The sequence below is a fragment of the Pseudomonas sp. GW821-FHT01E10 genome, assembly GCF_059422365.1.
The window spans coordinates 26,315-52,489 of the sequence record NZ_JBWKWT010000009.1; the positions used below are offsets into that span (position 1 = coordinate 26,315).

22 protein-coding genes are annotated in these 26,175 nt (G+C 55.5%); 9 read left to right on the top strand and 13 right to left on the bottom strand.

Going from position 1 to position 26,175, the window contains the following annotated elements:
• The first annotated feature begins 787 nt into the window (after positions 1 to 787).
• On the top strand, positions 788 to 1,138 hold the full coding sequence (locus tag AC07V0_RS17110) for a hypothetical protein (protein ID WP_495019708.1): 351 nt from the start codon (positions 788 to 790) through the stop codon (positions 1,136 to 1,138).
• On the opposite strand, the gene AC07V0_RS17115 is transcribed toward AC07V0_RS17110, so the two are convergent.
• Together AC07V0_RS17115 and AC07V0_RS17120 are read right to left on the bottom strand one after the other, a co-directional pair.
• Complete coding sequence (locus tag AC07V0_RS17115) at positions 1,130 to 3,142, bottom strand: AAA family ATPase (RefSeq protein ID WP_495019709.1); 2,013 nt, start codon at positions 3,140 to 3,142, stop codon at positions 1,130 to 1,132. The genes AC07V0_RS17110 and AC07V0_RS17115 overlap by 9 nt on opposite strands.
• A 116-nt stretch (positions 3,143 to 3,258) precedes the next feature.
• Entirely contained in the window at positions 3,259 to 5,529 is a 2,271-nt protein-coding gene (locus AC07V0_RS17120) for a KAP family P-loop NTPase fold protein (protein ID WP_495019710.1), read from the bottom strand.
• A 1,406-nt stretch (positions 5,530 to 6,935) separates the two neighbouring features.
• On the opposite strand from AC07V0_RS17120, the gene AC07V0_RS17125 reads away from it, so the two are divergent.
• Genes AC07V0_RS17125 through AC07V0_RS17145 form a run of 5 tightly spaced genes read left to right on the top strand, consistent with a single transcriptional unit; the run spans position 6,936 to position 12,789 of the window.
• On the top strand, positions 6,936 to 8,006 hold the full coding sequence (locus AC07V0_RS17125) for an alkene reductase (protein ID WP_495019711.1): 1,071 nt from the start codon (positions 6,936 to 6,938) through the stop codon (positions 8,004 to 8,006).
• Positions 8,007 to 8,016: 10 nt separating this feature from the next.
• Positions 8,017 to 8,853, top strand: a complete 837-nt coding sequence (locus AC07V0_RS17130; RefSeq protein ID WP_495019712.1) for a pirin family protein — start codon at positions 8,017 to 8,019, stop codon at positions 8,851 to 8,853.
• 48 nt (positions 8,854 to 8,901) lie between these two features.
• Positions 8,902 to 10,092: an HlyD family secretion protein gene (locus tag AC07V0_RS17135; RefSeq protein ID WP_495019713.1), complete on the top strand. Its 1,191-nt coding sequence runs from the start codon at positions 8,902 to 8,904 to the stop codon at positions 10,090 to 10,092.
• Between the two features lie 11 nt (positions 10,093 to 10,103).
• Positions 10,104 to 11,624 carry an MFS transporter gene (locus AC07V0_RS17140; RefSeq protein WP_495019797.1) on the top strand — a complete coding sequence of 507 codons (1,521 nt, stop codon included), beginning with the start codon at positions 10,104 to 10,106 and terminating at the stop codon, positions 11,622 to 11,624.
• 46 nt (positions 11,625 to 11,670) lie between these two features.
• Positions 11,671 to 12,789 carry an FAD-dependent monooxygenase gene (locus AC07V0_RS17145; protein ID WP_495019714.1) on the top strand — a complete coding sequence of 373 codons (1,119 nt, stop codon included), beginning with the start codon at positions 11,671 to 11,673 and terminating at the stop codon, positions 12,787 to 12,789.
• 63 nt (positions 12,790 to 12,852) lie between these two features.
• Here AC07V0_RS17145 and AC07V0_RS17150 read toward each other — a convergent pair whose 3' ends face one another.
• The 6 genes from AC07V0_RS17150 to AC07V0_RS17175 all read right to left on the bottom strand — a co-directional run bounded on the left by AC07V0_RS17150 (position 12,853) and on the right by AC07V0_RS17175 (position 18,415).
• A complete protein-coding gene (locus tag AC07V0_RS17150) occupies positions 12,853 to 13,458 on the bottom strand; it encodes an isochorismatase family protein (protein WP_007970788.1) in 606 nt (201 codons plus the stop codon).
• A gap of 25 nt (positions 13,459 to 13,483) precedes the next feature.
• Entirely contained in the window at positions 13,484 to 14,218 is a 735-nt protein-coding gene (locus tag AC07V0_RS17155) for a pirin family protein (protein ID WP_495019715.1), read from the bottom strand.
• Positions 14,219 to 14,301: 83 nt separating this feature from the next.
• Complete coding sequence (locus AC07V0_RS17160; protein WP_495019716.1) at positions 14,302 to 15,246, bottom strand: alpha/beta fold hydrolase; 945 nt, start codon at positions 15,244 to 15,246, stop codon at positions 14,302 to 14,304.
• Between the two features lie 160 nt (positions 15,247 to 15,406).
• The gene (locus AC07V0_RS17165; protein WP_495019798.1) at positions 15,407 to 16,354 is read right to left on the bottom strand and encodes a SphA family protein; all 948 of its coding nucleotides are present in this window, start codon (positions 16,352 to 16,354) and stop codon (positions 15,407 to 15,409) included.
• A gap of 172 nt (positions 16,355 to 16,526) precedes the next feature.
• The gene (locus AC07V0_RS17170) at positions 16,527 to 17,291 is read right to left on the bottom strand and encodes an SDR family NAD(P)-dependent oxidoreductase (RefSeq protein WP_102674084.1); all 765 of its coding nucleotides are present in this window, start codon (positions 17,289 to 17,291) and stop codon (positions 16,527 to 16,529) included.
• Positions 17,292 to 17,485: 194 nt separating this feature from the next.
• A complete protein-coding gene (locus AC07V0_RS17175; RefSeq protein ID WP_007970782.1) occupies positions 17,486 to 18,415 on the bottom strand; it encodes a LysR family transcriptional regulator in 930 nt (309 codons plus the stop codon).
• A gap of 131 nt (positions 18,416 to 18,546) precedes the next feature.
• Between AC07V0_RS17175 and salA the strand changes: the two genes are divergently transcribed.
• Complete coding sequence (salA, locus tag AC07V0_RS17180) at positions 18,547 to 19,809, top strand: salicylate 1-monooxygenase (protein WP_495019717.1); 1,263 nt, start codon at positions 18,547 to 18,549, stop codon at positions 19,807 to 19,809.
• 55 nt (positions 19,810 to 19,864) lie between these two features.
• Here salA and AC07V0_RS17185 read toward each other — a convergent pair whose 3' ends face one another.
• Entirely contained in the window at positions 19,865 to 20,761 is an 897-nt protein-coding gene (locus AC07V0_RS17185; protein WP_495019718.1) for a LysR family transcriptional regulator, read from the bottom strand.
• Between the two features lie 102 nt (positions 20,762 to 20,863).
• Between AC07V0_RS17185 and AC07V0_RS17190 the strand changes: the two genes are divergently transcribed.
• Positions 20,864 to 22,225, top strand: coding sequence for an MFS transporter (locus AC07V0_RS17190; RefSeq protein ID WP_495019719.1), 1,362 nt, complete (start codon positions 20,864 to 20,866; stop codon positions 22,223 to 22,225).
• Here AC07V0_RS17190 and AC07V0_RS17195 read toward each other — a convergent pair.
• Entirely contained in the window at positions 22,188 to 23,063 is an 876-nt protein-coding gene (locus tag AC07V0_RS17195) for a LysR family transcriptional regulator (RefSeq protein WP_495019720.1), read from the bottom strand. The genes AC07V0_RS17190 and AC07V0_RS17195 overlap by 38 nt on opposite strands.
• Before the next feature lie 134 nt (positions 23,064 to 23,197).
• On the opposite strand from AC07V0_RS17195, the gene AC07V0_RS17200 reads away from it, so the two are divergent.
• A complete protein-coding gene (locus AC07V0_RS17200) occupies positions 23,198 to 24,136 on the top strand; it encodes a LysR family transcriptional regulator (RefSeq protein ID WP_310058264.1) in 939 nt (312 codons plus the stop codon).
• Between the two features lie 81 nt (positions 24,137 to 24,217).
• Here AC07V0_RS17200 and AC07V0_RS17205 read toward each other — a convergent pair whose 3' ends face one another.
• The 3 genes from AC07V0_RS17205 to AC07V0_RS17215 form a co-directional block, all read right to left on the bottom strand.
• A complete protein-coding gene (locus AC07V0_RS17205; protein WP_495019799.1) occupies positions 24,218 to 25,126 on the bottom strand; it encodes a LysR family transcriptional regulator in 909 nt (302 codons plus the stop codon).
• A 103-nt stretch (positions 25,127 to 25,229) separates the two neighbouring features.
• Positions 25,230 to 25,622 (bottom strand): nuclear transport factor 2 family protein, encoded by a 393-nt coding sequence (locus tag AC07V0_RS17210; protein WP_007970772.1) that lies wholly within the window; start codon positions 25,620 to 25,622, stop codon positions 25,230 to 25,232.
• 54 nt (positions 25,623 to 25,676) lie between these two features.
• On the bottom strand, positions 25,677 to 26,141 hold the full coding sequence (locus tag AC07V0_RS17215) for an SRPBCC family protein (protein WP_008049901.1): 465 nt from the start codon (positions 26,139 to 26,141) through the stop codon (positions 25,677 to 25,679).
• Positions 26,142 to 26,175: the final 34 nt, after the last annotated feature.

Consider the following 26,175-nt stretch of genomic DNA (forward strand, 5'->3'; position numbering starts at 1 on the left):
CTGTACTCCGTGCAGCATGTGGCAGAACGAATGGCGTCATGCGAAAACCTTTTAAGGTATAGCACTCCCTTGGCAATTGGTCGGCGATTTACAATGGATAGCGATTTAGTGTGCGGTGGTCAGCTTCCATGGCCGTAACTAACGAAGACTCATGAACACATTCCGACGAACTATTACCCCCAAATACTCGACCGTAACTTCTACCTGGGTCGTAAGGCATTGATTCGAAAAACCCGCTTCTGACGTCGACTTTCTCAACGGGCCATGTACTTCGTGTTCATGGCGAGTCACTAATGAGGTGACTGCCGATGAAGCTGATTCAGTGCCGTTTCTCTTCAGGTCAGCGTGTATCGCTGCTTGTGCGAACTGGAGATGCAGCGTCGTTGCCCATACTCGTCCCGTTCATCTACGTCCAACTCAAGCTAAGGTACCGTGCTTACAACACTACTACGGCGCATCTGCGGGCGATTCAGGCTTTCTATTCCTATGCCAAAAGCCGAGACCTCAATATCGATGATCAAAGCGCTTTGCTTCAGCCTCACTGATTGAGCCAAGCATCGCGGTTTCGAGAGCTTCGCAGAAGCTGCGAATCGTGCTTTGAAAAACTGGGTTTGGGTTCTGCCGTCGGAAGCAGTGGTCGGCAATCTGGTGATAGGACGACGCATCGTCAAAGTGACCAGCAAAAAGGAAATGCGCGAAGATACCAGGTGCAAAGTCACATATCGCGCGATGTGACCTGGCTACTACCAACTCGTCCTCATTGAGTAGAACAGCGGAAAAGCTTCCCGTGCTGAAACTAAGAGAGGCTTTGAATATGCGTCGCGTTGACCGATTTTCAGTGAAACCGCCCTCCTCGCTGCTAGCGGGTGGCGCTGGACCTGTGGAGTTGGATGATGCCCGCAGCCACCGTGCCACTGCGCCGGTCCCAGGCACAAAGAAGAAGGAATTTAAATACAAGGCTCACAAAGGCGCCGATGTGCGACAGGCCTTGGAGAAACTGTTCCACGGCAAGTGTGCCTACTGCGAGACCTACCTTGAAAAACGCCGCTTTGCTACGCAGACAGTTCAAATCCCAGAGTGTGCAACCAAAAGCAAAGCTCCGGGCTTGAACGGAGCCTTGCAAGGCAAATCACTTTAAGGCGGCGCTCAAAGCGTCAAACAATGCTGAAAAGCGCTGAATTACCTCATCCTCAACCTTCTCTGGGACGGCTGATGTAAACGCTGCAGCGACTGCATAGTGGTTGTATCCAGGGTTCTGTCTCACTTTCACTCCTTCGGCAGCGAGGTGTTTTTCGATTCGCTGGACGATTCGGTCTCCTTGCGGCAGATCTGCTTCGGATAATGTGATTCCCTTCAATTCCTTAGCAAAGACTTGGTTAAAGAAATACAGGTAAGTTGGGATATCGAGCAAATCCTCCAAGTCGGAAGCAGTGGTGTTGTCACCGATATTATTTAGATCCCTGAATTGTGAGAAGTTAAAGACTTGCTTCTTGTTCAAGAGCTTCTGCTGGACCAGCGAGTCGAGTTTCTGATCAGGTCTTCCGTTGTAGTCGTGCAATACCGCAAATTTCAATCCATTACCGTTTAGCAACGATATGAATGTCGCCACATTGCTCAAGCCTCCTACGGGCACAATTGTGATATTAGGGTTCAACCCTTTGCCACCAGCGGCCTCTACTACCTTGGACATAGCCTGAAGTAGCGTGAGTTCCGAGACGCCTTCCACAAGAAGGTTATGCTTAGCGATAAACAGATTCTGAGCAATATTCCACCCCAGCGCCGCTTGCAGGGGAAAAATAGTCTTCGCATCAGACCCCGAGAGATTATCTGAAATCACAGTGCCGACAGTAGGTCTGTCTTCTACGACCCTGACCTGATGGAGGCGATCAGAATTGATCATGAAGGGGGAATGCGTTGTATATATCACCTGGTGGGACTGGGCCAAATGGTCAATGTAGCGAAGGAAATCGGTCTGAGCCAAGGCATGCAGTGCCAACGCGGGTTCATCAAGCAGTAGGATGAGTTGTGAACGAGACTTTGGCGCTTGCAGCTTCAATTGATCCTGTACGTTGTCGAACCAGACTAGGAAGCTGAAAAACCAAATGAAACCCCGACTGCGTTGATCAAATGGGGTTGATACACCACGGTGTCTCCGGTTACGGATCCGTAGATAAAGATTAGGACCGTCATTGAAAGGTGACGCATCCTTCGGATCTTGGCGAATGTCGACCTCGACCTCTAAGTCTTCGTTTTGCTTCCAAAAATTCAAGACTTGGTCTGTCAGGTTGATGGAAACCGCTTCAATTTGGGCTTTCAGATCTTCATAAGATGCAGCCCCTTCGGAAAAATCTTCAAGACGCACATCAGCCATACGTAGCAGCGCCAGTACCGCCTGATGCTTAGGTTCTATTTGCTTATGAGCATTCGTAGGATCGCTTTTAGCAGCAGCCAAACGTGCAGACAGGTTCTTGAGGTTCAGCTTGCCAGGTAGCAAGTCATAATCGCTGAAATATAGGAATTTTGGAATTTTGGGGCTGAGTACTTGCCATGCTTCGTATTGGCAGACTGACCCCCAGTTATCGGGCTTGGCCTTCACGCGAGCTTCTAATTGTGCCTGGAGTGCTTTATCGACGTCATTAAGTTCGGTCATCTGCTTTAAAACGGTATTTACGCTGATCACGCTGTGGGCTTTACTCAGAGCAGTGACCACGGTGGATGAGAGCCCTTCAGTCGCAGATAACTTATCAAGAACCGGTCGCTCCGGCACGCTAATTCCTATTGTTCTGTTCCCACTATATTTGTGTGAGACGCTGAATTCACATACCCCATCAAGCGAGGACCCAACCACCTCGTTGACTTCAGCGAGCTCTTCATCGCTTATTTTATAGACCAGATTTACGGCCACATCGGGAGACTCTTCATGGCGTCGTTTGTAGGCTGCAAGGTCTTTACGTGGGTAGTCATCTGTCAGACTGAATTTTTCATTATCCAGCGCATCGTTGGCCTTGTGTAGCGCTTTCAAAAAAACAGTTTTTCCTGCCTCGTTCATTCCCACAAGTACAGTGGTTTGTGGATCGATTTCAACGTCTTGTTGTTCGTTAATCGAACGAAAGGGGCCCACTTGGGCAGATATCAACTGCATGCCTATTCTTCCTTGTTGATCACAGCGTGAATAGGTGGAAGGTATGTGAAAGCCATGATGGCGTCCATACCGTTTTCCTTTGCCAGGCTCTGCCGACACATCGCATCGCGCACGCGTCATTCCTGCATGGCCGTCTCATCCAGCGCATGGCGTGACAGCGCGTCCTTTACCAGCGCTAACGTCTCTAAATCTGCTTCACTCAGTGCCAGCGATTCCAATTGCGCAACCCATTCTCCGCAGAGAGTGAGCCCCATCATGTATTCCAGTGTACTTGGCGAAATGTAGGCCGTACGGGTAGTTCCGCTGCTGGTGGACGTGGTTTGAAAACTAGTAAATCCACGCGCGAACTGGAGAAATCGGGTCGGTGAAGTGACATGTCTGCCCACCCACCCGCGACCCTCATCGCCCCCAGCGCTGTAGTGATTGAGATCATTGAGATAGGACGGAAGGTCTTCGTCAGCCAGAAACGCATCAGGGTCACCGCCTGCCATCTGACGCACGTTGCCCAGGTACAGGCTTTTCAGCTGCTCCAGTCCCACATCGTCGAACATGCCGATATCGCCTCTGCGGCGCAGCGCGTAGTCTGCACCGACCAATTGATGCGCAACGGCTAGGCTGGGCACAGCGCTAAACGCCTCGATGACCAGCTGGCTTCGCGCACTCTCTTGCGCGTGACGCTCCAGGAACAGCCGTAGCAAGCGTACGACCTGCTCGCGCGGCGACCAATGGGTGTGCGACATGCGCCGGCAGACCCGTTCACCAGCACGCAGCAAGGTCTGCACCACTGCCGCTGACTGGTCGAGCGGGAACTCATCCACAAGGCCCAGCAAGCGCTGTAAAATTTCCGCCTGGCGGTCGTCTTCAAAAGTGCACAGTAAGGTGGCGAAGTCCTCTGGCTCGGTGATCTGCCGGGCGAACTCGTGCAACAGCGAGTTAGGAAGCTCCTGCGTTGGAATCGACATTTCGAAATATCGATCAAACACCTCCTCGCAGCATACCCGCGAGTCGATGAGCCAGCGAAGCTGGGTTGGTTGGTCGTAATGCGTACGGGTGAACACCCAGTCCAGGGTCGGGAACATCTCCTGTAACAGCTGGCGCGTGGCCAGCTTATGATTCGACGGGGCGAGTTTCACCAGTTGGTCGATTACTTCGATGATACGGTTACGCTGCACTTCGTCCTGTCGAGCATAGGGCTCGCTGCCGGTGAGCAGTGTTTTGTGTCGGGGTATCTCCGCGTAGGTTTCCGGGGCGAAGATCCGCAGGCACTCCAGGGCAAACAGATCGACCGCATTGACCTCTGCCACCTCGGTGCCGCGTAGCAGCCGGCAGTGGAATGCCAAGGTCGAGGCGTAGCGATAGACGTGGCGTAAGTTGCCAAAAAAAGGACGCATGCCACGCTGGAACATCTGCCCCCAATAGGTTTTGTCGAACCGTTGTTGCAGCTGCGGCTCACTGTCTAGGATGGCATTCAACCTGCTGAACAGGATTTCCTCCAGCTGATTGGGCGAGATTGCGGGTACGCTGAACGGTACCTGGATGATTTTTTCCAGGTAGTCCGCCCCGTCAAACCCCGCTCGCTCAAGGCCTTGCTCGACAGTGTCGCGCTGGAACAACAAGAGGAACACCACATTGGCGAAATCCATGTGGGCCTTGACTAATTGGAACATGGCTTTCAACTGCTCGGTGGACAGCCGGTCCAAGTCATCCAGAACAATCAACAATGGTTGCTGCCGTGCGCTGAGCAACTGCTGCAGCTGTCCGCGAATTTGACTGAGGGTCATCTCGCTTTCCTTGGCTTGCTGGTCAAGGATGTTCGATTTTTTGAGGCACCAGTCAGCCCCATGTTTCAGCCAGGGGGCGACACTTCCAAGCCAGCTGGCGGCACTGACTGTCCAGATGGTCACTTGTGCGGCAGTGCCTTCAGCGACGCTGCCCAGCGCGGTGGTCACTAGGGCAGAGCCGAGCAGGATGGGGGCCCATTTGGCGGTGTGGTTGAGGACGTTCACTCCCGCGTTCAGGCGCCGCTCGTAACTCCGCAGAACTTTGGCCAGCTGCTTGTCAGCGTCGCTAGGATCCTCACGCTGAACCACCCGAGAGACCTCCTCGAAGAAGGCGCTGCTGAGCTTGTCTTGGCCAGACCATTGCCAGGGATTGAATTCAATCACCTGACAACCTTGATTGTTCGCCAACTGCTCCAAGGTCATGTTCTTGATCGAACTCTTGCCGCTTCCCCAGCTGCCCGTAAGGCTGATGACTAGGCTTTCCTGGTTCTTCCAGGAGCTCACCGCCCACGCCAAGCGTTGAGCAAAGTCGACTCGATCGAGCCGGTCTTCTTGTTGCCGTGCGATCGGCCGATCATGGGCAAACTGCAGGTCATCGTGGTTCATCAACAGCTCCTGGACAGCACGAGGTAGCGTGGAACTTCATGCGGCAACCGTGTGCCGCTTATCGGCAGCTCTTCTGTAGCGTTTGTACTGTCCCACCGCATGATTCACGAGCGATCTGACGTACTCGCACTTCGAAGAAAACACGTGAGCTAAACGACGGAACATCCCTGTCTCCTATGCCGTAGAAAGGCTGTCCGGGGGAACCGCCCAAAATGGTCATTACTTCAAATCTACAGTCAACGCGATACGTATTTATACAAGTATTGCGGATGATAGCGCACCGCCATCTCGGAATGCGACGAACGCGCTGTAGCTTCCTTAACGCGCTTTTTCTGGAGGGCATACTTACCTCCTCGCTGGATGTGTTCTCACGAGGCAAGACGTTCCAAGCCAAGACATAACGAAAAGACGTTTTTACCGGCCTTCAGATTTTTGCAGGCATGCTGAGTAGTCAGAGGCCGGGGCGGCGAGGTTAAGTCTGAGCGGGAAAAGCGAAGTCTATGGACATAAATCGATGAACAGCCGCATTCATTTCAGGAGCATTGAGCCCGCAGCAGCAGACCCACGATCGGCTTATGAACATATGACATCGCCCACAAGTTAAATGATGGATCATGTCATAGATGTTCATGATGTTAGCAGCACCTGAAAATAGGAAATTAAGAGTTAAAAATCGTTACCTTAAAAAACAATGGCTTGCGTTGTAGAACGCCGAAGCGAATCTTAGGGTAAATGCGGAAGTAATCGGTAGATAGCCCGCCTCTAAGCGCTATCTAACGATTACTTTCATTTTTTTTGATGGAGAATCATCGTCCTGCGTCTCTATTATAAAATCACCTACCAAAACTTCTGCCACCTAGCTCGCTATCTACTATTTACTTACCGAGCGTGCGTTGGTTCCAATCCTCATTCCGCATAGTGCTGCGCAGCGGGCATCGAGGATCGGCATTTCCTCAGGATTGAATTTCGATTCGTTCATCTCTGTTACCTCATAGGGCGGCAAGGATCTCTTTTGCCCGCTTGATTCCTCTCTTTTATCTCTTTTGGCCGGGTGTGCCTGCCATCCCCAAATGAATGCTCTGCATAAAGTGGTTTAGAAGTCTGCCTATCGACTCAGTCATTTGGTCTTGTCGACCAAGTGGCATCGCCAGTTTCGCAATCTTCAGTACGGTCGGTACCTCATTGAATCCAAGTATTCAGCAAGGCTACCTATCCCAGCCCGCCCTCCTCCTATTGTCTTACTTCATCTTCCAATCCTGAAGGTTGAACTCAATTTGTCTGAACGTAATCGCGGAATCCGTTAAAGACATTGCTCCATCAGTGGATCAGTCATTTCAATTTTACCAGGTTTATCCCGGATTCTGATTGATCAATGATAGCTACATCGATTACTGAGGAGCACCGCAATGAATTCTCTTTTTTCCCAAGTCAAGATCAGTCGCTACACCCTGTCCAACCGCATGGTTATGGCCCCAATGACACGTTCGCGTTCCGATGAGGCCGGCGTGCCAAGCGAACTGGTTGCCACTTACTACGCACAGCGTGCTAGCGCCGGTCTGATCATCAGTGAAGGCGTGTTCCCCGTTGCGATGGGCAAGGGCTATGTCCGCACCCCAGGCATCGAAACCGCCGAGCAGGTCGCCGCCTGGAAGCACGTTACCGACGCCGTGCATGCTCGCGGCGGACGGATCTTCATGCAGTTGATGCACTGCGGTCGCATCTCGCACCCTTCGTTGTTGCCCAATGGCGCCCAGCCACAGGCCCCCTCCGCGATCAAACCCGCCGGCCAGACCTGGACCGCGGCGGGCCTTGAGGATTTCGTCACCCCCCATGCACTCAGCGTGGTCGAGATTGCCGCGGTCATCGAGGGCTATCGCCAAGCGGCGCGCCTGGCCATCGAGGCCGGTTTCGACGGTGTCGAGGTGCACGCCGCGTCGGGGTATCTGCCGGAACAGTTTCTCTCCACGGGCAGTAATCAGCGCACGGACGAGTACGGTGGATCGGTTGAAAACCGTGTTCGTTTTGTACTGGACGTACTGGCTGCCATCTCGACAGAAATCGGTGGTGACCGGGTGGGTCTCAAGATCTCTCCTGAGATGAATTTCAACGACATCGTCGATGCCAATCCGCAAGAAACCTACACCTGGCTGGTCGAACAGTTGCACGGGCTGAACCTGGCTTATCTGCACGTTGCCCTGTTTGGCGCCAGCGTCGACTACCACGCGTTGCTGCGTCCACTTTTCGACGGCAGCTACCTGATCGGTGGCGGACTCGATCAGCGCTCCGCCAAAACCCTCATCGCCGAGGGTCGGGCCGATGCTGTCGTGTTTGGTAGTGCCTTCCTTGCCAACCCCGATCTGCCTGAGCGCTTTCGTACAGGCGCCGAGCTTAATGCTCCGGACAAGGACACGTTCTACGCACCGGGCGCGCAAGGGTATATCGATTACCCGGCCATGAGCCCGGCACAGAGCGCCTGAGGAGATTGCCATGACGACCGTCGCACGTTTGCAGCGCATGAATCACGGCAGTCAGTTCCGGGCCTTCAGCCTGCGTGGAAATCAGCTCGCCAAGCCTATCGACCCCTTCCTCGCGGTCGATCATGCCTGGATCAGCGGGCCGACGTTTCCACCGCACCCGCATGCCGGTTTCTCGGCCGTGTCCTATCTGTTTCTTGATTCCGAAACCGGGATTGATAACCGCGACGCGCTGGGCAACCGCAACCTGATTCGACCCGGTGGGCTGCACTGGACGGCGGCGGGTAAAGGGGTGGTGCACGAGGAGGTGCCGGCCGAGCCGGGCAAGACGGTGCACATGCTGCAGATTTTCATCAACCTGCCGCAGGAGCGCCAAGCGGACGCTCCGTTTGCGCTCAGTCTCGAAGCGCAGGATGTGCCCGTGGTGCGGTTGCCAGGGGTCAAGGTGCGCGTGCCGCTGGGCAGTTTCGCCCAAGTGTCGTCGCCATTATCGGTGCCCACCGAAGTGACCGTGCTGGACATCTCGCTCGAGGACGGCGCTGAAGTCAGCGTCCCGATTCCCGAGGGTCATGTGGCGTTCGTGATGCCGATTGACGGCGAAGTGTGGGTCGACGACCTCCCCTTCAATCTCATCGAGCTCACGCTGCCGGTGAATCTGCCGCTGCATGACGATCGCGCAGTCAGGTTGAGCGCCCCCAAGGGCAACGCCAAGGCTGTGCTGTTTTCAGGTGTCCCGTTGAATCAACCCGTGTATTGGCAAGGTCCGCTGGCGCTTGCCTCTCAGCTCGCGCTGGCCGAAGCCATTGATGGCTACCAGCGCGGTGCGTTCGGAACGCTGCAACCTCGTTAACTCAATGTTGACCGAACAACGCGCCCTCCCTGGCAGGTAAATGACGCTATGACGACAACTACGCCCTCCCCAGCCGCTACCACTCAACAGCGAACATCGCACCGCCCCACATTGCTGCTGATCCTGGCCATCGTCCTTATGGTCGTTGCCTTGTGCGTTGCCTACCTGCTGAAACTGGATAGCGAATCCACCGACGATGCCTATGTCGACGGCAATGTGGTTCAGGTGACCTCCCAAGTCAGCGGTACCGTAACGGCAATCAACGGCGACAACACCGATCATGTCGATAGCAACGCGCCGTTGGTCACATTGAACGCCGTGGACGCCGAAATTCAGTACGAGCGCGCCCAGTCGAACCTCGCTCGCGCAGTACGCCTGGCACGCACTGAGTACTACCAGGTCCAGCAACTCCTGGCCGAAGTCGAGCAGCGTCGAAACGACGTGCGCAAGGCTCGGGATGATTTGCGTCGGCGCAACCAACTCGCCGACAGTGGTGCCGTTTCTCGTGAAGAGATCAGCCACACCGCCGACGTACTCAAAAACGCAATAGCAGGGCTCGATGGCACCCAACACGCGCTCTCCATTCGGCGCGCGATGGTCGACGACACCGCGCTTCGCACTCACCCGGATGTGCTGGTCGCGGCAAGCAACCTGCGTGATGCCTACATCGCCTTGCATCGCACCCAGATCTATTCACCGGTTGCCGGCGTGATCACCAAACGCAGTGTGCAGGTCGGACAAAAAATCAGTCCGGGCGTCGCACTGATGTCGGTGGTGCCGGTTGATCAAGTCTGGGTCAATGCCAATTTCAAGGAATCGCAGATTGAAGATCTGCGTATTGGCCAACCCGTTGAACTGCGTGCGGATGCCTACAGCCGCAGCGTCATCTTCCACGGGACCATCATCGGCCTGGATGCCGGTACCGGCAGCGCTTTCTCCTTGATGCCGGCCCAGAACGCTACGGGCAACTGGATCAAGGTGACTCAACGGGTGCCGGTAAGGATCGCCTTGCGGCCGCAGGAAATAGCACAAAACCCCTTGCGCCTCGGTTTATCCATGCGGGTTTCAGTCGATACCTCCGATCGCAATGGCCCCGTCCTGAACAAGACCGGTGCACAGCAACCGGTTTACAGCACCGAGATTTTCAAGAACGAACTTAAGGACGCCAATGACGTTGTGGAACGCGTGATCAGTGCCAATGAGGGCAGTGACCATGCCCCCAAAAACCTGAAGCTTTGACGGGGCGGATCATGTACAGAAAACACGCTGCCTTGTTGTTCACTGTGGGCTTGCTTTGTGCGCTGGAATATTTACAGGCGGGCATGATCGCTTTTGCCAATGCACCGATTCACGGCGAAATCGAGGCCAGCCCTGAAGAATTCAGCCTGGTGGCCGCCCTGTATGCCTGTATCGCAGTGGTGGTGATTTCGAAACAGCATTGGCTGACGGAGCGCCTGGGCTGGCGCAATTTCATGCTCGGCTCAATCAGTGTTTTCGTGCTGGGCGCTTTGGTGTGTGGTGTGAGTGCTGATTTGACCAGTTTCACCGTAGGCCGAGTCATCATGGCCCTGGGTGGGGCCTCGTTCATGACGTCGGCACGCCTCATGATCAACCTGATTCCCCCAGGCCCGGGCCGGTTCACGGGAATCAAAGTATTTGCCACCGGGCTCGCTGGCGGGACGGCTGCGGCGCCTTTTATCTCGTCGTGGGTGGTGGCTGAAAATACCTGGCACGCCATCTTCTGGATACTGATCGTCGGCGCCCTGGTTGCAGCAGCACTTTGCGTGCGTTTTCTGCCGACGAGCCCTATCCCCGAGGAGGACCGAACCCCCTCGAGCCTGGCAAGCATTCTCTTGTTGTCGGTCAGCAGTTTCTTTCTGCTCTACATTTTGCAGCGGTCCTACTACGACTTTTATAACGACACCTTCATCATCGTCGGTTGCGCACTCTTGGCAGCACTGGGGATGTACACCTTCTTCCACGCCGAACACAACAAGGCCACGCCTTTCCTGAAAGTCAGAGACTTGATGCAGCCTCGTTACCTCCAGGGTGTGGCGCTGTTTTGCTACGCCTACGTTGTACTGGGCGCCAATAACTACATCTTGCCGTACTTCCTGCAAACGGGACTGGGCTACTCCTGGGACACCATCGGTACATTCCAGGCCATCGGACTGACCGGCACCCTGGCCACCTGGGTCATCATGGCCACTCTCCTTCCAAAGTACCCTGCCCCGAAGAAGTTCTTCATTCTGGGATTCATCGCGTTGGGTGGCTTTGGCTGGCTGCTATCCTCGCTGACGCCCAGCGCCAATATGTGGTCGAACATTCTGCCGGCATTGATTCTCAATGGATGCTTTGTGATGTTGGTCATGTCGACTGCCGCCATGCAGACCTTTCGGGACGTGATGCAAGAAGAGAAGCTCTTCGCGCATGCCTATCAGATCAAAAACATGATGGGACAGATCGCCATGGCGATTGGCACCACGGCCGCCACACTGTTTCTGCAATGGCGTACGACCCTGCAATACAACAACCTCAACGTGCACTTCAGCGCTAGCGACACTCTCTATGTGGAGCAGACTCAACAGCTGGCGCAAGCACTATCATCCAAAGTGGGCGCCACGACAGCGAACCAAATCTCGGTGGCGATGCACGCACAAATGCTGCAGCAGCAATCGACCCTGGTCGCCAGCATGGAATACTTTTGGGTCGTGATCGGCGTGGCGGTGATCGCGCTGATCATTTCAGTCACGCAAAAGACCTTTAGATGAACCGGCATATTTTCACGAAGGTTGACGTTATGAGTGCTTACACGCGATGAACACCACACACCCGGGAATTATAATTGTCGGCGGATCCCTTGCCGGCCTCACGCTGGCGCTCGCTTGCGCGACCAGGGGCGTGCCCGTTCGTATCGTTGAGCGCTCCATCGGGCGTGTACACGGTGGCGACAGCCTGAGTGTCGATCTTGACGTGGTCGCGGCGACGGTTGGCCATGATCCGCGTGCTGCGCCCATTTTGCCCGTGGTACCCGCCTATCGCGAATTGACGACTTGGCCGGCGCTTTACAACTGGCTACGGGACCGGGCTGTCGCAACACCCGGCATCGTCCTCGAAGAAGGCAACGCCGTCACCTCGGTCACAGACCTTGGCGATCGGGCACAACTCTCCTTTGCCGACGGAACGCAGAGGGTTGCCGCCGCGGTGATCGGGGCGGACGGATATCGCAGCATAGTTCGCCAGGCAATCACGCCCGACGCACCTCTTGCCCGCTACGCCGGTTATCTGGTGTGGCGTGGGCTGGTCGAGGAGCGAGCGCTGACGCGTCCCGTCCCCTGGCCATCGGACGGCGGCCTATGGATTGAGTTCGTGGGCGGATATCGTCTGGTTGCCGCGGTGCTTCCAGGTCGCGACGGCTCGATGGAGCCAGGTCAGCGTCAAGTCACATTCGCATGGTTCGATGTGCATCAGGAGGCATTGCTCCGTAGCACCGGCTGCCTGACCGCCGATGGCCACATCGTGGGCACACTCGGACGCGGGACGATCGATGAAGACGTGAGGTCTGGCTTGGTCGTCCAGGTCCCTCAGGTCTGGCCTGAGATGTGGGCAGAGGCAGTGACTGTCGGTGTGCGCTCAGCGAATGTATTGAGCGGCGCTCCGATTGCCGAATACAAGCCGCAGCGGTTGGCACGTGGCGCACTGGCCATCATCGGCGACGCTGCCCACGTCGTTTCTCCGATGACCGGGCGCGGCTTTTTGACCGGAGTGGAAGATGCGGCGGTGCTGGCTCAAATGCTCGCAGACCAAAGCGCAGACGAACCCGTTGCCGCTGTGCTGGCCCGTTATGAAGCAGCACGATTACCCTTCGTCCGCGGGCTGGTCAGCCATTCAAACCGGATCAGCGCCGAATATGTTCGCTATGCGCAAGTGAACTGATCTGGGAACTGTCGCGTTGCTCGACGAGCCATGCGCTTCGAGCAGCGCGACAGGATTGCAGTTTTACTGGATGCCGGCACCCAAGGCCGGGAATACATCGGTGAACAACAAGCCAATCAGTTGCTGTCCGTTAGGTGTGGACCAATCCTGTCCGATCTCCGCCATGAGTGTATTGGTGGCGGTGAGCACGACGCCAGCATCGTGCATTCGTTGACGGGCGAACTCTTCGGAAAGATCGCTGGGCGAGCCCGAAGCATCCAGCACGGCCTGCACGGCAAAGCCTTCGAGCGCAGCATCGATTGCCGGAAAGATAAGACAAACGTCGGTGGTCACACCGGCCATGATCAGATGCTTGCGCCCAGTGGCGAGCACCGCATCGCGGAAGTCGGCGTATTCCCAGGCGTTGACCACACCGGGACGCTTGATCCGTGCCGCGTGCGCTTCTGGGAGTATCGCGGCGATTTCCGGAAGAATCGGGCCCTGGGCTTGATCTTCTTGGCTGGACGTAATCACGACCGGCATGTTGAGGATCTTCGCCATCTTGGCCAGCGCAATCGACTGCTTGGCGGCAAACTCACGGTCGATGTTTTTGATCAGTTGCATCGTGCCGACCTGATGGTCGATCAGTAACAACGCGGCGTTCTCTGCAGTGAATCGTACGGCAGCCATAGTACAAATCCTCGTTTCGTTGGGTTCAAAAAAAGGGTAGCGGAGGTCCGCTGAACAGCACGACGTTGGCACTGCCCTGCGGGGCTCTCAACTTGACCTCGCGTGGAGTATTTTGCGCCGGGAACACCGGAAGCTTGAGGTCCTCGCGATTGAAGCGCTGGGCCTCCACCTCCACCGTGCCGTCGATTGGCATGGCAAACATGCAGTGGCCTGCGGCAATAGACACACTCAGCTCGGCACCCTCCTCCAGAGAGATGTCGAGCATCGTTACCTCGGTCGGTGGACTCAGCGGGGAGCGCATTTCACGATAGCTCCCCAACGGCACCCGCACCTTGGCACCTGGCTCCTGCATGACTGGCACATCCTGCGCTTCGAGTATCAGCGGGAACGGAGCGATGTCCCTGTTCGATGGAGCGAGAGCGACGAAGATCTGCAGTCCGTGAACCTTTTTGCCGGTTTCGACCGGAACCTCTTCGTGCACCATGCCACGGCCGGCGGTAGTCCAGTGCAGGCCGCCCGGTTGAATCACGTTCTGGGTACCGATCGAGTCACGGTTGGCCATGCCCGTCTCGGAATCGGGAAGCAGGTAGGACACCGCCGAAATGCCGGCATGCTGGTGTGGCCCAAAGGTCGGCGCGTCCATCCAGTAGTGGTCGACCCCAATGAAGGGGGAGATCAATTCTGCCTCGGTGCGCAGACCAAAACCGTGGAAATGGCCGCCGAGGTTGGCGCGACTAAGCGGGGCGATAACGACAGACATGACAGCAGCCTCTGGTACTGGTGGTGTCGTTCAATGCGCAATAATGAGTGTAGCCCCACCATCTCTCACCGAACGGCAAATGGTCATCGTGCATAGGGCGCGAAAAACGCCTCAAACGCAGCCAGCAATGCCTCCGGGCGTTCTTCCGCCGGATAGTGACCGCAATCCGGAATGACCACGGATTCGACATTCGATGCGACCGTGCGCAACTCGGCTTCAACGCTGTCGCCACAGGCAAGCGCACCCGAAAATGCCAACACCGGTAAGGTCAGGCGCGTTGCTTTACGCTGTTGGTTCTGTGGAATCGACTGATCGATTGCGCGGTAATAGTCGAAGCTGGCCCGCAGGGCTTGTGGATCGCGCTTGAGTTGTTCGATGTAGAAGTCGATCGCGTAACGAGGTACCGCCTCTGGCGACCCTGCTTTCGTCGCGAACTGGTGACCGAAGTAGAGTTCTTCGCGACCACTGACCAGTTGCTCGTTGATGCCCAGCGCCCGATTGAAGTTGAAATGCCAGAGAAAATCACTGAGCCAGCGCTGCTCAGGCAGCAATGGCGGAGAGTCCGATAAGCCTGGAATAAGCGCCTCGCCCAGCGCAATGCGCTCGATTCGGGCGGGTTGATCGTGTGCCATGGCATAACCGGTCCACATGCCGATGTCATGGCCGGCCATGGCAAAAGACTCATGCCCCAAGGCGTCCATTAGCGCAAATATGTCTTGGGCCAAGGTCCTTGAGTCATAACCCTCCTGCGCTTTTTCCGAGAGCCCGACACCCCGCGGATCGACAGCGATCACGGTGAACGTGCGAGCCAGCGGCTGCATGAGGTAACGCCACGCAAACCAGTTTTGCGGCCAGCCCCCAAGCAGTAGCAACGGCTTGCCCTGCCCGCCAATGACGGCGTGCAGTTTCACGCCGTTGGCCGCGATCTCGTAGCTTTCGAAGACGTCAGTAAAACCGGTTGGCAGCTTGGGTACGTCGTGCACGGAGCCGAAGCCGCTCAGCGTTTTGAAGTGTTCCTTTTGCTGCATCCCAAAGCCCGCCTGATTGTCTAATCACCAGACCATAAATGAGGCACCAGAGACTGACTAGACAGGAAAATCACCAAGGACTGTTGTGCTGATGCACCAATCACGGCGCAAGGGCCACGACTGGCGCCCCTGCTTCGCAGCTGTGGCCAATAGACCAGGCTTAAAAACGCACGACCGCCTGGAGCCAGAGTCGCTCGCCGCGGGCCCGGTTTTCGACAAGCGTTTCATGCTGCCACTTCATCAGTACGCCAAATTCGGGGGTTTGATATTTCACAACAGGGCCATAAGCAACGACTTGACCTCGATTGCCATCCTCCCACACCGACTCACCGTGACGCTCATCATCGTTCACCTGCTTGTACAAATACCCACTGACCCCAACCTGCCAATTTTTGTTCAAGCTGTAGCCAAGATGATAGTCAGCATTAATCTCGCGCCCCGACCGGTAATCAGTCGCACGATTCTTGTCGTTTATCATGTAGAGAATCTTGGCGCTTATCTCCACCTCATCTATCGGGTTTGCCGTGAAGGAGTACCACGGCGAGTAGGACCACACATTGGTTCCCACATTGAACAGCCGATCCTTGTCATACGAAGCGGTGGGCGCATAAAAATCCACACCCAGCATCTGATGGAAACGTGGAGAGCTCCAGCCCAGAAACAGTGGCGTAAACGCCAGATCGGCGAAGCCTTCATCCTTGCCACTGTTGCGGACACGCCCTTGGGGTGTTTCGGTATAAAAACTCACCTGCCCTTTTATGTAGGGTAAGGCGGCACGACTGGCCAGTGTTGCGCCCCATAACGTGTAGTCGGAATAAACGTAGTCCAGGCATACCGCGAGTGACTGGTAACTGAGATTGAAGTCTTCAATCCCGGCCATGCTGCGCCCATAGGCACCTTTTAGTTCAGTCGACTCGTAAGCGGAGCTGTAAAAAAAGGTGGTTAACCCTGGCGGCGGCATTCGCCCAGCCAATACGGTGTCAAGACCGAGTGGGTAAGCGGTTCCGTTATTTTCGGTGGCGTGAGTTTGGGTACAAGTCAGCAGTATGGCTGCCGTGCAGAGCAAGGGAGAGCGTTTGCTGAGCCGCAACGTTTTTACGCGCAACATAAGGATGATCTCGTATGGATTATTATTTTGATTACGAAGATTCATGCGAACAAACAGAACAAACAGAGCAACGGGCCTGCCTCTAATGGGTGTTTATTATTTGCAAGGCAATAGAGTCCCTCCTTGTTTCAGGCAGGCCCAGTTGATTAATCAAGTTTAATGTCAGGCAGAGTTACCAGGCAGTGGTTCCACCATCGACCCGAATATCCGTACCCGTGATGAAAGAACTTTCATCAGAGGCCAGGAACACAGCGGTGGCCGCAACTTCTTCGGGCTTACCCAAACGTCCCAGCATCACCTTGCCCACCATCGTTTCTGCCCACTCGGGATCCTGCAGCAACGGGATTGTTTGCTTGGACTCAATCAAACCTGGGGAAATGCTGTTGGCGCGCAAACCATGGACCCGGCCTTCCAGTGCCAGTTGGCGAGTCATGGAAAGCACAGCGCCTTTGGCCGCGCTATGCGCGATTCCAGGGAGCATGCGGTAGGTCGACCATGCCGAAACAGATGCCGTGTTAATAATGGAAGCGCCCGCAGACTTGATTAACTCCGGCCAGGCTGCACGTACGAGGTGGAAAACCAGATTCAGCTCCTGATCGATTGTTCGATGCCAATCATCGTCTGATATCTGATCGATCCATCCAAAATAGGCCATCGCCGCATTATTGAATAACACATCGACGCGCCCGTATTCCGACACCGCCAATTCAACTAGACGGGTGCAGTTGGCAGGGTCCGTCAAGTCACAATGGTTTAATGAGACCATCTCCCCACCCATGGATTTCACGGCATCAACCGTCTCTTGAGCCGCCTCATGATAGATGTCACACCCCACTACTTTGGCGCCTTGTTGCGCGAACATTAATGCAGCCGCTCGCCCCATTGACCCGCCAGTGCCTGTAATAATGCAAACTTTACCCTGCAGACGATGACCCATAAGCACTCCGTTATTCTTGCTTGTTTTTATAAGAACAGATCTTGCAGTAACACACCCGATCAGTCGTGGTGGTTAATGAGTTGCCGAACTGTAGGTAGACCACTACCTATTGACTAGGCATGAAAATCACCAAGGACTGTTGCGCTCCCGCTCCAATCACGGTGAAAGGGTCTAAAGGGAAATAACAGGCAGGGTCAGAAATTCAAAATGCGGTTATATTCCGGCTCTAACCACTCCGGTTTTTCGGCGTACAACGTACGTGTTAACTCTTTGATGAGTTCTACGACGCTATCGTTATCATCAAGGCGGTAACTCATGATCAACGGTGAGACCGCTTCTTTGTCGCTTACAAGTCGATAAACCAGCTCACGTCTGAGGTGGCGAGCCGAGGCGGGAATGATGCAATAACCCGACTCCGCGGACGCCAATCCTAACGCTGTCTGAAGATCGCCTACTGCGTGTACCTCCGAGGGTTCGCCACCCTTCGCTCTGATCATGTTCAACACCTGATCAGCGAAGCTTGGATGGAATCGGGAGGGATAAACAATGATCGGCCAGCCACCCAGTTCAGCTAGTGAAACAGGGGTAGATATGGAAGCAAGCTCAAAGGCCGGTGCTATGGCAGCCATAAGGCGCTCCTCTCTGAGCACTATTCGATCGACCTCGGCTGCCTCCGTGTGGATGCGTCCAAACCCTACATCGATCTTCCTTTCCCGTAGCGCAACCATCTGTTCACCAGATGTCATTTCCTCCCATTTCACGTCCAGGTCCGGCCGAACTCTTCGCAAACGGCGAATAATCGTCGGGAGGGCACCATACAAGGCCGAGGCAACGAAACCGATCGTGAACGTCTGACGTGTGCCCAAGGCCGTCTGACGAGCATTTGCCGTCATCTGTTCGAATTTGCCAACGAGTGCTATGGCATCTTCATAGAATCGCTGACCGGCCGGGGTCAGCTGAATGGGGCGTGTCTCACGAAGGAATAGTTGAAAACCCAACTCTTCCTCGAGCAGATGGATCTGCTTGCTAAGTGACGGCTGCGCGACGTGCAGCGACTGCGCTGCCTTGGTGAAATTCCGTGTTCTTGCCACCGCGATAAAACGCTTGATTTGACGGATATCCATGACGGCCTTTCTACCAGGGAGGTTCCCTAGTATAGCCGCGAGGCTATGGTGCATAGGGACAAAGTCTTGGACGCTGCGCATCAAAGTTGCGAAAAATGGCCCACCAATAATCACAATAGAAAGGTGACTCAATGGACCGCAAGCATGCGCTACGTGTAGCCATCGTGGGTGGAGGAATTGCCGGGACTGCCCTGGCACTAGGCCTGATAAAAAAGGGAATGACACACGTCAAGCTGTTTGAAGTCGCCCCCGCTTTCGGTGAAATCGGCGCCGGCGTTTCTTTTGGCGCCAATGCTGTACAGGCTATCAAGCAGCTCGGTATCGGCGAGGACTACCATGAAATTGCCGACAGCACTTCTGCCCCCTGGCAGGACGTCTGGTTCGAGTGGCGTCATGCGCACGATGCCTCACTGATAGGTACCAGCGTTGCGCCGGGCGTAGGGCAATCATCTGTCCATCGCGCCGACTTCATCGATCTGTTGGCCAAGCGCCTACCGCAAGGCATTGCGTCGTTGGGCAGGCAAGTCGTCGGCTATGAAGAAAACAATAACGAAGTATCACTGAAGTTTTCCGACGGCAGCTCCTACCCAGCCGACGTTGTCATTGCCGCAGACGGAATCAAATCAGCCCTGCGTAATCCCCTGCTTGCTGCTGCTGGCCATTCAGCCGTAAAGCCGCGCTTCACCGGCACGTCAGCGTTCAGGGGATTGTTGGAAACGGCGGTACTCCGTGATGCTTATCGTGCGGCAGCACTGGATGAGCACTTACTCAACGTGCCTCAGATGTACCTGAGCGAAGACGCCCACGTCCTGACGTTTCCCGTTAAAAAGGGGCGTCTGATCAACATCGTTGCCTTTGTGTCCGACCGCCATGTCGAACATCCCTCCTGGCCGGCCGACATGCCATGGGTGAAAGCGGCTTCGAAAGAGCAAATGCTGAACAGTTTTGAAAGCTCAGGGCTTGCCGTAAAAACGCTACTTCAATGCATTGAAAACCCGACGCTTTGGGCCCTTCACGATGTGGAGCCGTTACCCACTTATGTCCACGGACGAGTAGCACTCATTGGCGACGCGGCGCACGCGATGCTGCCACACCAGGGTGCTGGCGCAGGCCAGGGCCTCGAAGATGCTTACTTCCTGGCAGAGTTGCTTTCGAACGAGGCGGCTTCAGCGGCGGATGTACCCGCACTGCTGGCGGCCTACGATGAGGTCCGACGCGAGCGTGCCTCGCGCGTTCAGCGCACGTCCTGGGAAGCCGGTGAGTTGTACGAATACAAGAACCCAACCGTTGGTCGCGATTCCCGGAAATTGAAGGACGCGTTGGAACAGCGCCTAGATTGGGTTTGGCAACATAGTCTGGACGATGACGTGAAAAAAGCCCTGACACTCTGCTAAACGCGTTTTTCTCGCCCCTTCTGCCAGGTCAATCGTTCCAGATTGACCTGATACGTCACCCATTGAATACCGACATGATCAAGCGCCGCAGCCAGACACTTCTCGGCGCTTCGTGGAAACGTGCATGCCAGTACTGCTTGAGGTCGTAGCGTGGAATGTCCACGGGAGGCTCGACCATTCGCACATTCAGATTATGCGTGTACATGTTGGCGACGGTGCGTGGCAACACCACGATCAAATCGGAGCGTTCGATGATCGATGGCACACTCATGTAGTGAGAAGTCTGCAGCACGATGTTGCGGTGGATACCTGCTTTGGTCAGGTGGGCTTCGAACATTTCCTGGCGTCGGCTGCCATCACGTACCTGCAGATGCTCCAGCCTGATGAAGTCCTCCAGGGACAGTTGCTCCCCCGCCAGCGGGTGATCGAGGCGGATCAGACAGACCAGGTCATGAGAGAACAACCGCTGCTGATAGATGTTGGGGGTTGTGAGGTCGGGAAAATAGCCAAGCACCGCATCGACCCGGCCTTCATGCAGGTTCTCCACAAGCTCATCAGGTGCCAGACTGACAGTTCGAATGCGGGTATTCGGTGCCGCGCTGCGCAGGCTTTGGAATAGCGCGGGTAGAAAGACCACTTCACCCACTTCGCTCAGGCAAAAGACGAACTCCTGCTCGCTGGTGGCAGGGTCGAAAGTCGGGCCGCGGAGGATGTCCCGGTCGATGATTTCGATCACCTCGCGGGTGCGTTCAATGATGCCTTGCGCACGTGGCGTCGCCTCCATCAGGTTGCCCGAGCGAATGAACAGCGGGTCGCCCAGTGAGTGACGCAGGCGGGCCAGTGCAGCACTGGTTGCAGGTTGGCTCATGCCTAGCCGCTTCGCCGCAGCTGTGACATTGCCGGCTTCATAAACGGCCAGCAGGACGCGGAGCAAGTTGAGGTCGGTGCGCATAGGTATAACAAAACCAGATAGTTTGAATAATTAGAATTGGCTTCCTTTATTTAATGCGCTTCGCGACGATCCCGTCCAGATAAAAAAATAAAAGGTAGCCGCATGAATCCTGACAACGCCCGAATTGGCGAGATCATTGATAACGCGAAGATCTCGCCGTACCAGATCGTCATCCTTGCCTTGTGCTTCCTCATCGTCCTGGTAGATGGTTTCGATACCGCAGCCATTGGTTATATCGCCCCGTCACTGCGCGAAGAATGGGGTCTGTTGCCTGCCCAGTTGTCACCAGTTTTCGGGACTGGATTATTCGGCCTGATGGTCGGCAGCCTGATACTGGGACCGGTCGCCGATGCCCTCGGGCGTAAACGCGTTTTATTGATTTCAGTGCTGGTGTTTGGTCTCGCCACCCTGGCCAGCGCCTTTACCCATTCGATCGAGTCACTTACGGTTTTGCGTTTCATCACCGGCATCGGCCTGGGTGGTGCGATGCCGGCGTGCATTGCCTTGAGCGCCGAATACTCCCCCGCCCGCCGACGCATGATCATGGTGACCTTGAGCTGGAGTGGCTTCACGGCGGGCCTTGCCTTGGGCGGCATGCTCGCCGCACACATGATTCCTGCATTCGGCTGGCGTTCTGTGCTGGTGCTCGGTGGCGTCATGCCGCTGGCGCTACTGCCACTGTTGGCTTGGCTAATGCCTGAGTCGGTTCGGTTTATGGCGTCTTCGGGCAAGCACGCCGACGTCTTGCGTCGGGTGGTCGAACGCATCACCCGAAAGAGCTGGAGCGGTGTAACGATCCTCGATGACGAGCGCCCGGCCCAGGTCAGGTCGCCGATCTCGCACCTGTTCATCGACGGCCGATTGGTCCGAACATTGCTGCTGTGGGTGACCTTCTTCTGCTCGCTCTTTGTGTTTTATCTGCTGACCAGCTGGCTGCCTACCCTGCTCAAAGACGCCGGCTACGATATCGCTTACGTTTCGCGTATTGGCGCCATGGTGCCGCTGGGCGGTACCGTCGGCGCCATTCTCATGGCCCTGCTGATGGATCGCGTCGGCCCCTACCCTGTAATGACGTTCTCGTACTCGGTAACGGCTGTGGTCATTGCCGTCACGGGCTATCTGATGGGTGATCCCTATCAATTGGCTGCCATGGTATTTCTCATCGGCTTCGGTGTAGCCGGTGCGCAAAACGGCCTCAACCTGGTGTCAGCCACCCTGTACCCCACCGCCGCCCGGGTGACCGGGGTGAGTTGGGCAATGGCCGTTGGCCGCTGCGGTTCAATTGTCGGCTCGATGCTGGGCGCCTGGTTTATTTCCACCGCGGGCACATCACAGGTCTTCTTCCATTGGTTGGCGCTTCCTGTGCTGATCGGCGCGACAGCCATTGGTGGTCTTTATTGGCTCAGCACTCGACGGAACCCGACAGTCAAGCGTGCTCAAGGTGCTCACGCAGAAACTCAATGAAACGTTGAGTTTTTGCAGGCAAAAGACGGGTTTCAGTCAGGGCATACACCGGGATCGGATTGGCGTGCCATTGGGGCAGTACCGGTTGCAGCAAGCCAGTGCGCAGATCGTCCGCTGCAATGCCTTCAGGTAGCAGCGCTATCCCCAGATCCAGTGTCGCCAATCGCCGAAGCATCCCGACGCTATTCAGTTGAAACCGTCCTCCCACCTCGACCTCAACCACTTCGCCTGAATGGGAAAGCTGCCACTTGCCAGCCTTTCGCAGGCGCAAGCATTCGTGGTTTACCAGCTCGGACGGATCGCTGGGTTCTCCATTGAGTTCCAGATAACGAGGCGAGGCGTACAAACGACGAGTGAGGCTCGCCAGCTTGCGTGCAATCAGATTCGAATCTGCCGGTTCGCCCATTCGAATAACCACATCGACGGGTTCGCTGACCAGGTCAACCTGGCGTGGCGTGAGGTCGAATTCAAAGCTGATGCCAGGGTACCGTCGAGCGAATTCAGCAATGAGCGGTGCCAGGTAAATGTTGGCGAAATCCACCGGCAGTGACGCGCGCAAAAGGCCGCTTGGATGCGCGAGCATTTCACCCAGCTGCTCGTGCGCCAGCCGCGCCTCGTCAACGATTCGCTTGCACCGGTCAAAGTACAACTGCCCCGCCTCGGTCAATTCGATCTTGCGCGTGGTGCGATTTAACAGTCTCAAGCCAATGGCCTTTTCAAGCCCGCTGATGCGTCGCGACAAGGTCGAATTGGGCATCGCCATCGCTTCTGCGGCTTTGCGAAAACTGTGGGCTTTGACGACCTCGACGAACAACGCCATGTCGTTCAGAAGTTCCATGTTGATTGCTCCATCAGTGGATCAGTCATTTCAATTATAGCTAGTTTATCCCGCATCCAGTTTGATCAATGATGGTTACATCAGCCTTTGCCGTTAACGGTTGCTCAACGGCCCCCGCAGGAGAGCGTCACTGCATGAAAGACCTTAATGACCTTTATTACTTTGTACTGGTGGTCAAACATGGAGGGTTCTCGGCAGCGGCACGGGCAACGGGCATTGAAAAAACGTTGCTCAGTCGTCATATCGCGGATCTTGAATTGCGGATGGGGGCCAGGCTGTTACATCGCACAACGCGCCAGGTTTCGCTGACCGAAGCCGGCCATCATTTCTTTACGCTCAGCCAACCCGTTGTCGAGGGTGCGCATACCGCTTATGAAAGTGTGGAACATCTTCGACGAGAACCCGTCGGGTTGGTACGGTTGAGCTGTCCTCAGGTGATGGCGCAGAGTTACCTGGCCCCCCTGCTGCCTGGGTATATGGAGAAACACCCAAAGGTACGGCTTGAGTTGAATGCAGTCGATCGAGAGGTCGACCTCTTTGAAGAGCGCTTCGACGTGGCCTTGCGATCGCGTACCCGGATTGAAGAAACGGCCGGGTTGGTCGCAAAGGAATTAGGGGCAACCAGGCAGATTCTGGTCGCAAGCCCCCGCTTTCTCGATCGTGTCGGCCGGCCTACCTCGATCAAGGCCATTTCAGGCATCGAGACTCTTTCGCGTCCTGGTGACATCCATGATGGAGTCGGTCGCTGGTTCCTGCGCAGTTCATCAGGTGAAGAACTGCTTGTCAGCCATCAGCCACGTCTCATATGCGATGACCTGCGTATGCAGTTGGAGGCCGCTGTTAATGGACTGGGCGTCGCCTTGTTGCCGGAACCCATAGCCGCCGCCTCGGTGCGCGCGAAGGCTCTGGAAGTCGTCATCCCCTCCTGGACCGGTGCAACACATATCATCCATCTGCTCTACCCCAAACCGAAGGGGATGTTGCCCTCCGTTCGCAGCCTGATCGACTACCTGAGCCTCCATTTACCCCAAAGCATCCAGGAGCGAAGCATCACCGTTGAGCGCGTCGCCTGATGAAGGCGAAGGCCACGCCGATTGATGTTTTGAGTTCGGGGAACATAACGCCTTAATGGCCGCGGTTCCCTTTGAAAGCGACTATTGCCAGGCTGATTGTTGGCTGCGCAGTACCTGGCCGACCATTTCTCTCAACCACTTGTTCTGAGGGTCTCGGTGAAATCGGTCATGCCAGTACAGATCAATCTCGAACGAGGGTATTTGCAGGGGCAGAGGGTGTATGACGAGAGGATAAAAGCGCGCCAGGGTTTTACCCAGGGAAATGGGCAGCGTCCATATCATGTCGGTATCCAACAGCAAGTGCGGAGCGGACAAGAACTGAGGGGTGCGCATTTTAATGCAGTCTCTGCCGCCCGCATCGACCAAAACACGCTCCAGTGCCTGGTGACCGCCACCACCTGACTCCACCAACAAATGCTCACTGGCGACAAAGGCTTCGAGGCTCAAGCCGCGATGTGCCAAGGGGTGGTCTTTGCGCATGGCGCAGACGTAATACTGAGAAATAACAGGCGTACGGTGAATGTCAGTCTGAAGGGTCGGCAAAAAGCCGAGCGCCAGGTCGATTCTGCCAGTGGACAGGCCATTGAGCGTCTCATCCATCCCACCCACGACGGTGTGTATTCGAGCTTGAGGTGCAACCCTGGACAATTCGCTCAAGATGGGCGGCAAACAAACGACCTCGCCAATGTCGCGCATTCTAAAGACGAATGATTTTTCACAATTTTTCGGATCGAACACCGGCATTTGGCTTCCTGCCTCCCTGACCATCGCAAGGGAGGCCAACAGTCGCGGCGCGATATGGACACAAAACGGCGTCGGCTCCATTCGGCGACCGACCAGCGTAAACAACCTGTCTCCATAATCGTTTCGCAACCGCTTGAGCGAACCGCTGACGGCAGCCTGCGTAACACCCAGATTCTGCGCCGCAATGGAGGCTGAGTGGTCTCGCCACAACGCCTCAAAGGTATAGAGCAGATTCAAATCCTTCATCGAAATGCCTTTACTGAAATTCGCAAACCAAAACACTGCACTCGCCAGCAAAGCGGCGTGGGCTTCGACCGGCGAGTGCAGCTCAACTGGCACTCATGTGTGGTTATGCAGACGCTTGGATAACATTACCAGCAGATGCGCTGCTGAACAGGGGCGAAATATCAATGTGAATTCGATAATCATTGATCAATCGGGAAGCATTGAAGTGAACAACGACACAACAAGGAACATTGATAATCGTGCCGTCATGCTGGGTGTAATAGGTATCAAAACGCATGATTGTCGTGTTGCCCTCGCTCCACACGCCTTGAAGAATGTGTTCCAGCGAGGCTATTTGGGTAAAAAATGACTCAATCGCCGCCCTGACACCCTCTTTCCCCACTACTTCCGGGGAATTGCCAAACCGAAACACAACGTCATCGGTCAGATAACTCAAAAAACCTTCGACCGACATCCGATCGACACTTTCAAACATACCTGTCAATTCATGGTTCATTGCACGCCTCATTTCTTGTTTTTGTTTTTTCATTTCTGGTCGCTGCGGTGAATCTTATGCCGCTTTGCTGACCTTGTTACGGATGGCTTGCAGGGTGGATCGTACGGCGCTCAGGTAGGACGTCTGCATGCCGGTTGAGAACTCGACTTCCTTCTCGCTGCCCGCCGGTACGCCCGGCAGGGAGAAATCGAAGGAGAAGCGCAGGAACAGTTCGCCATCCTCTTCCTCGATGACGTTCTTGATCAGACCACGGGCATTACCGGAGAGGCGCACGAACTCGACTTGCTGCTCTTCAGTAAGAAGGACCATTTCCTGAAGGCGCTCACCGTAAAGCACCACTTCGCGGATAAAGGTATTGCCCTGGTCCTCAACGACATTACATTCGGTAATGGCATCAACGAACGGCACCGCATTGCGAGCCTTGCTCACCAACCCTTCCCATACCTGGCTGCGGTTCAGGTTCACACCGCCCGACTCCTCAGGGGCATTGACTTTCAAGCGACGACTTACATTGATCATGGGGGTACTCCGGGGTTTCAGGTTCAAAAGTGAC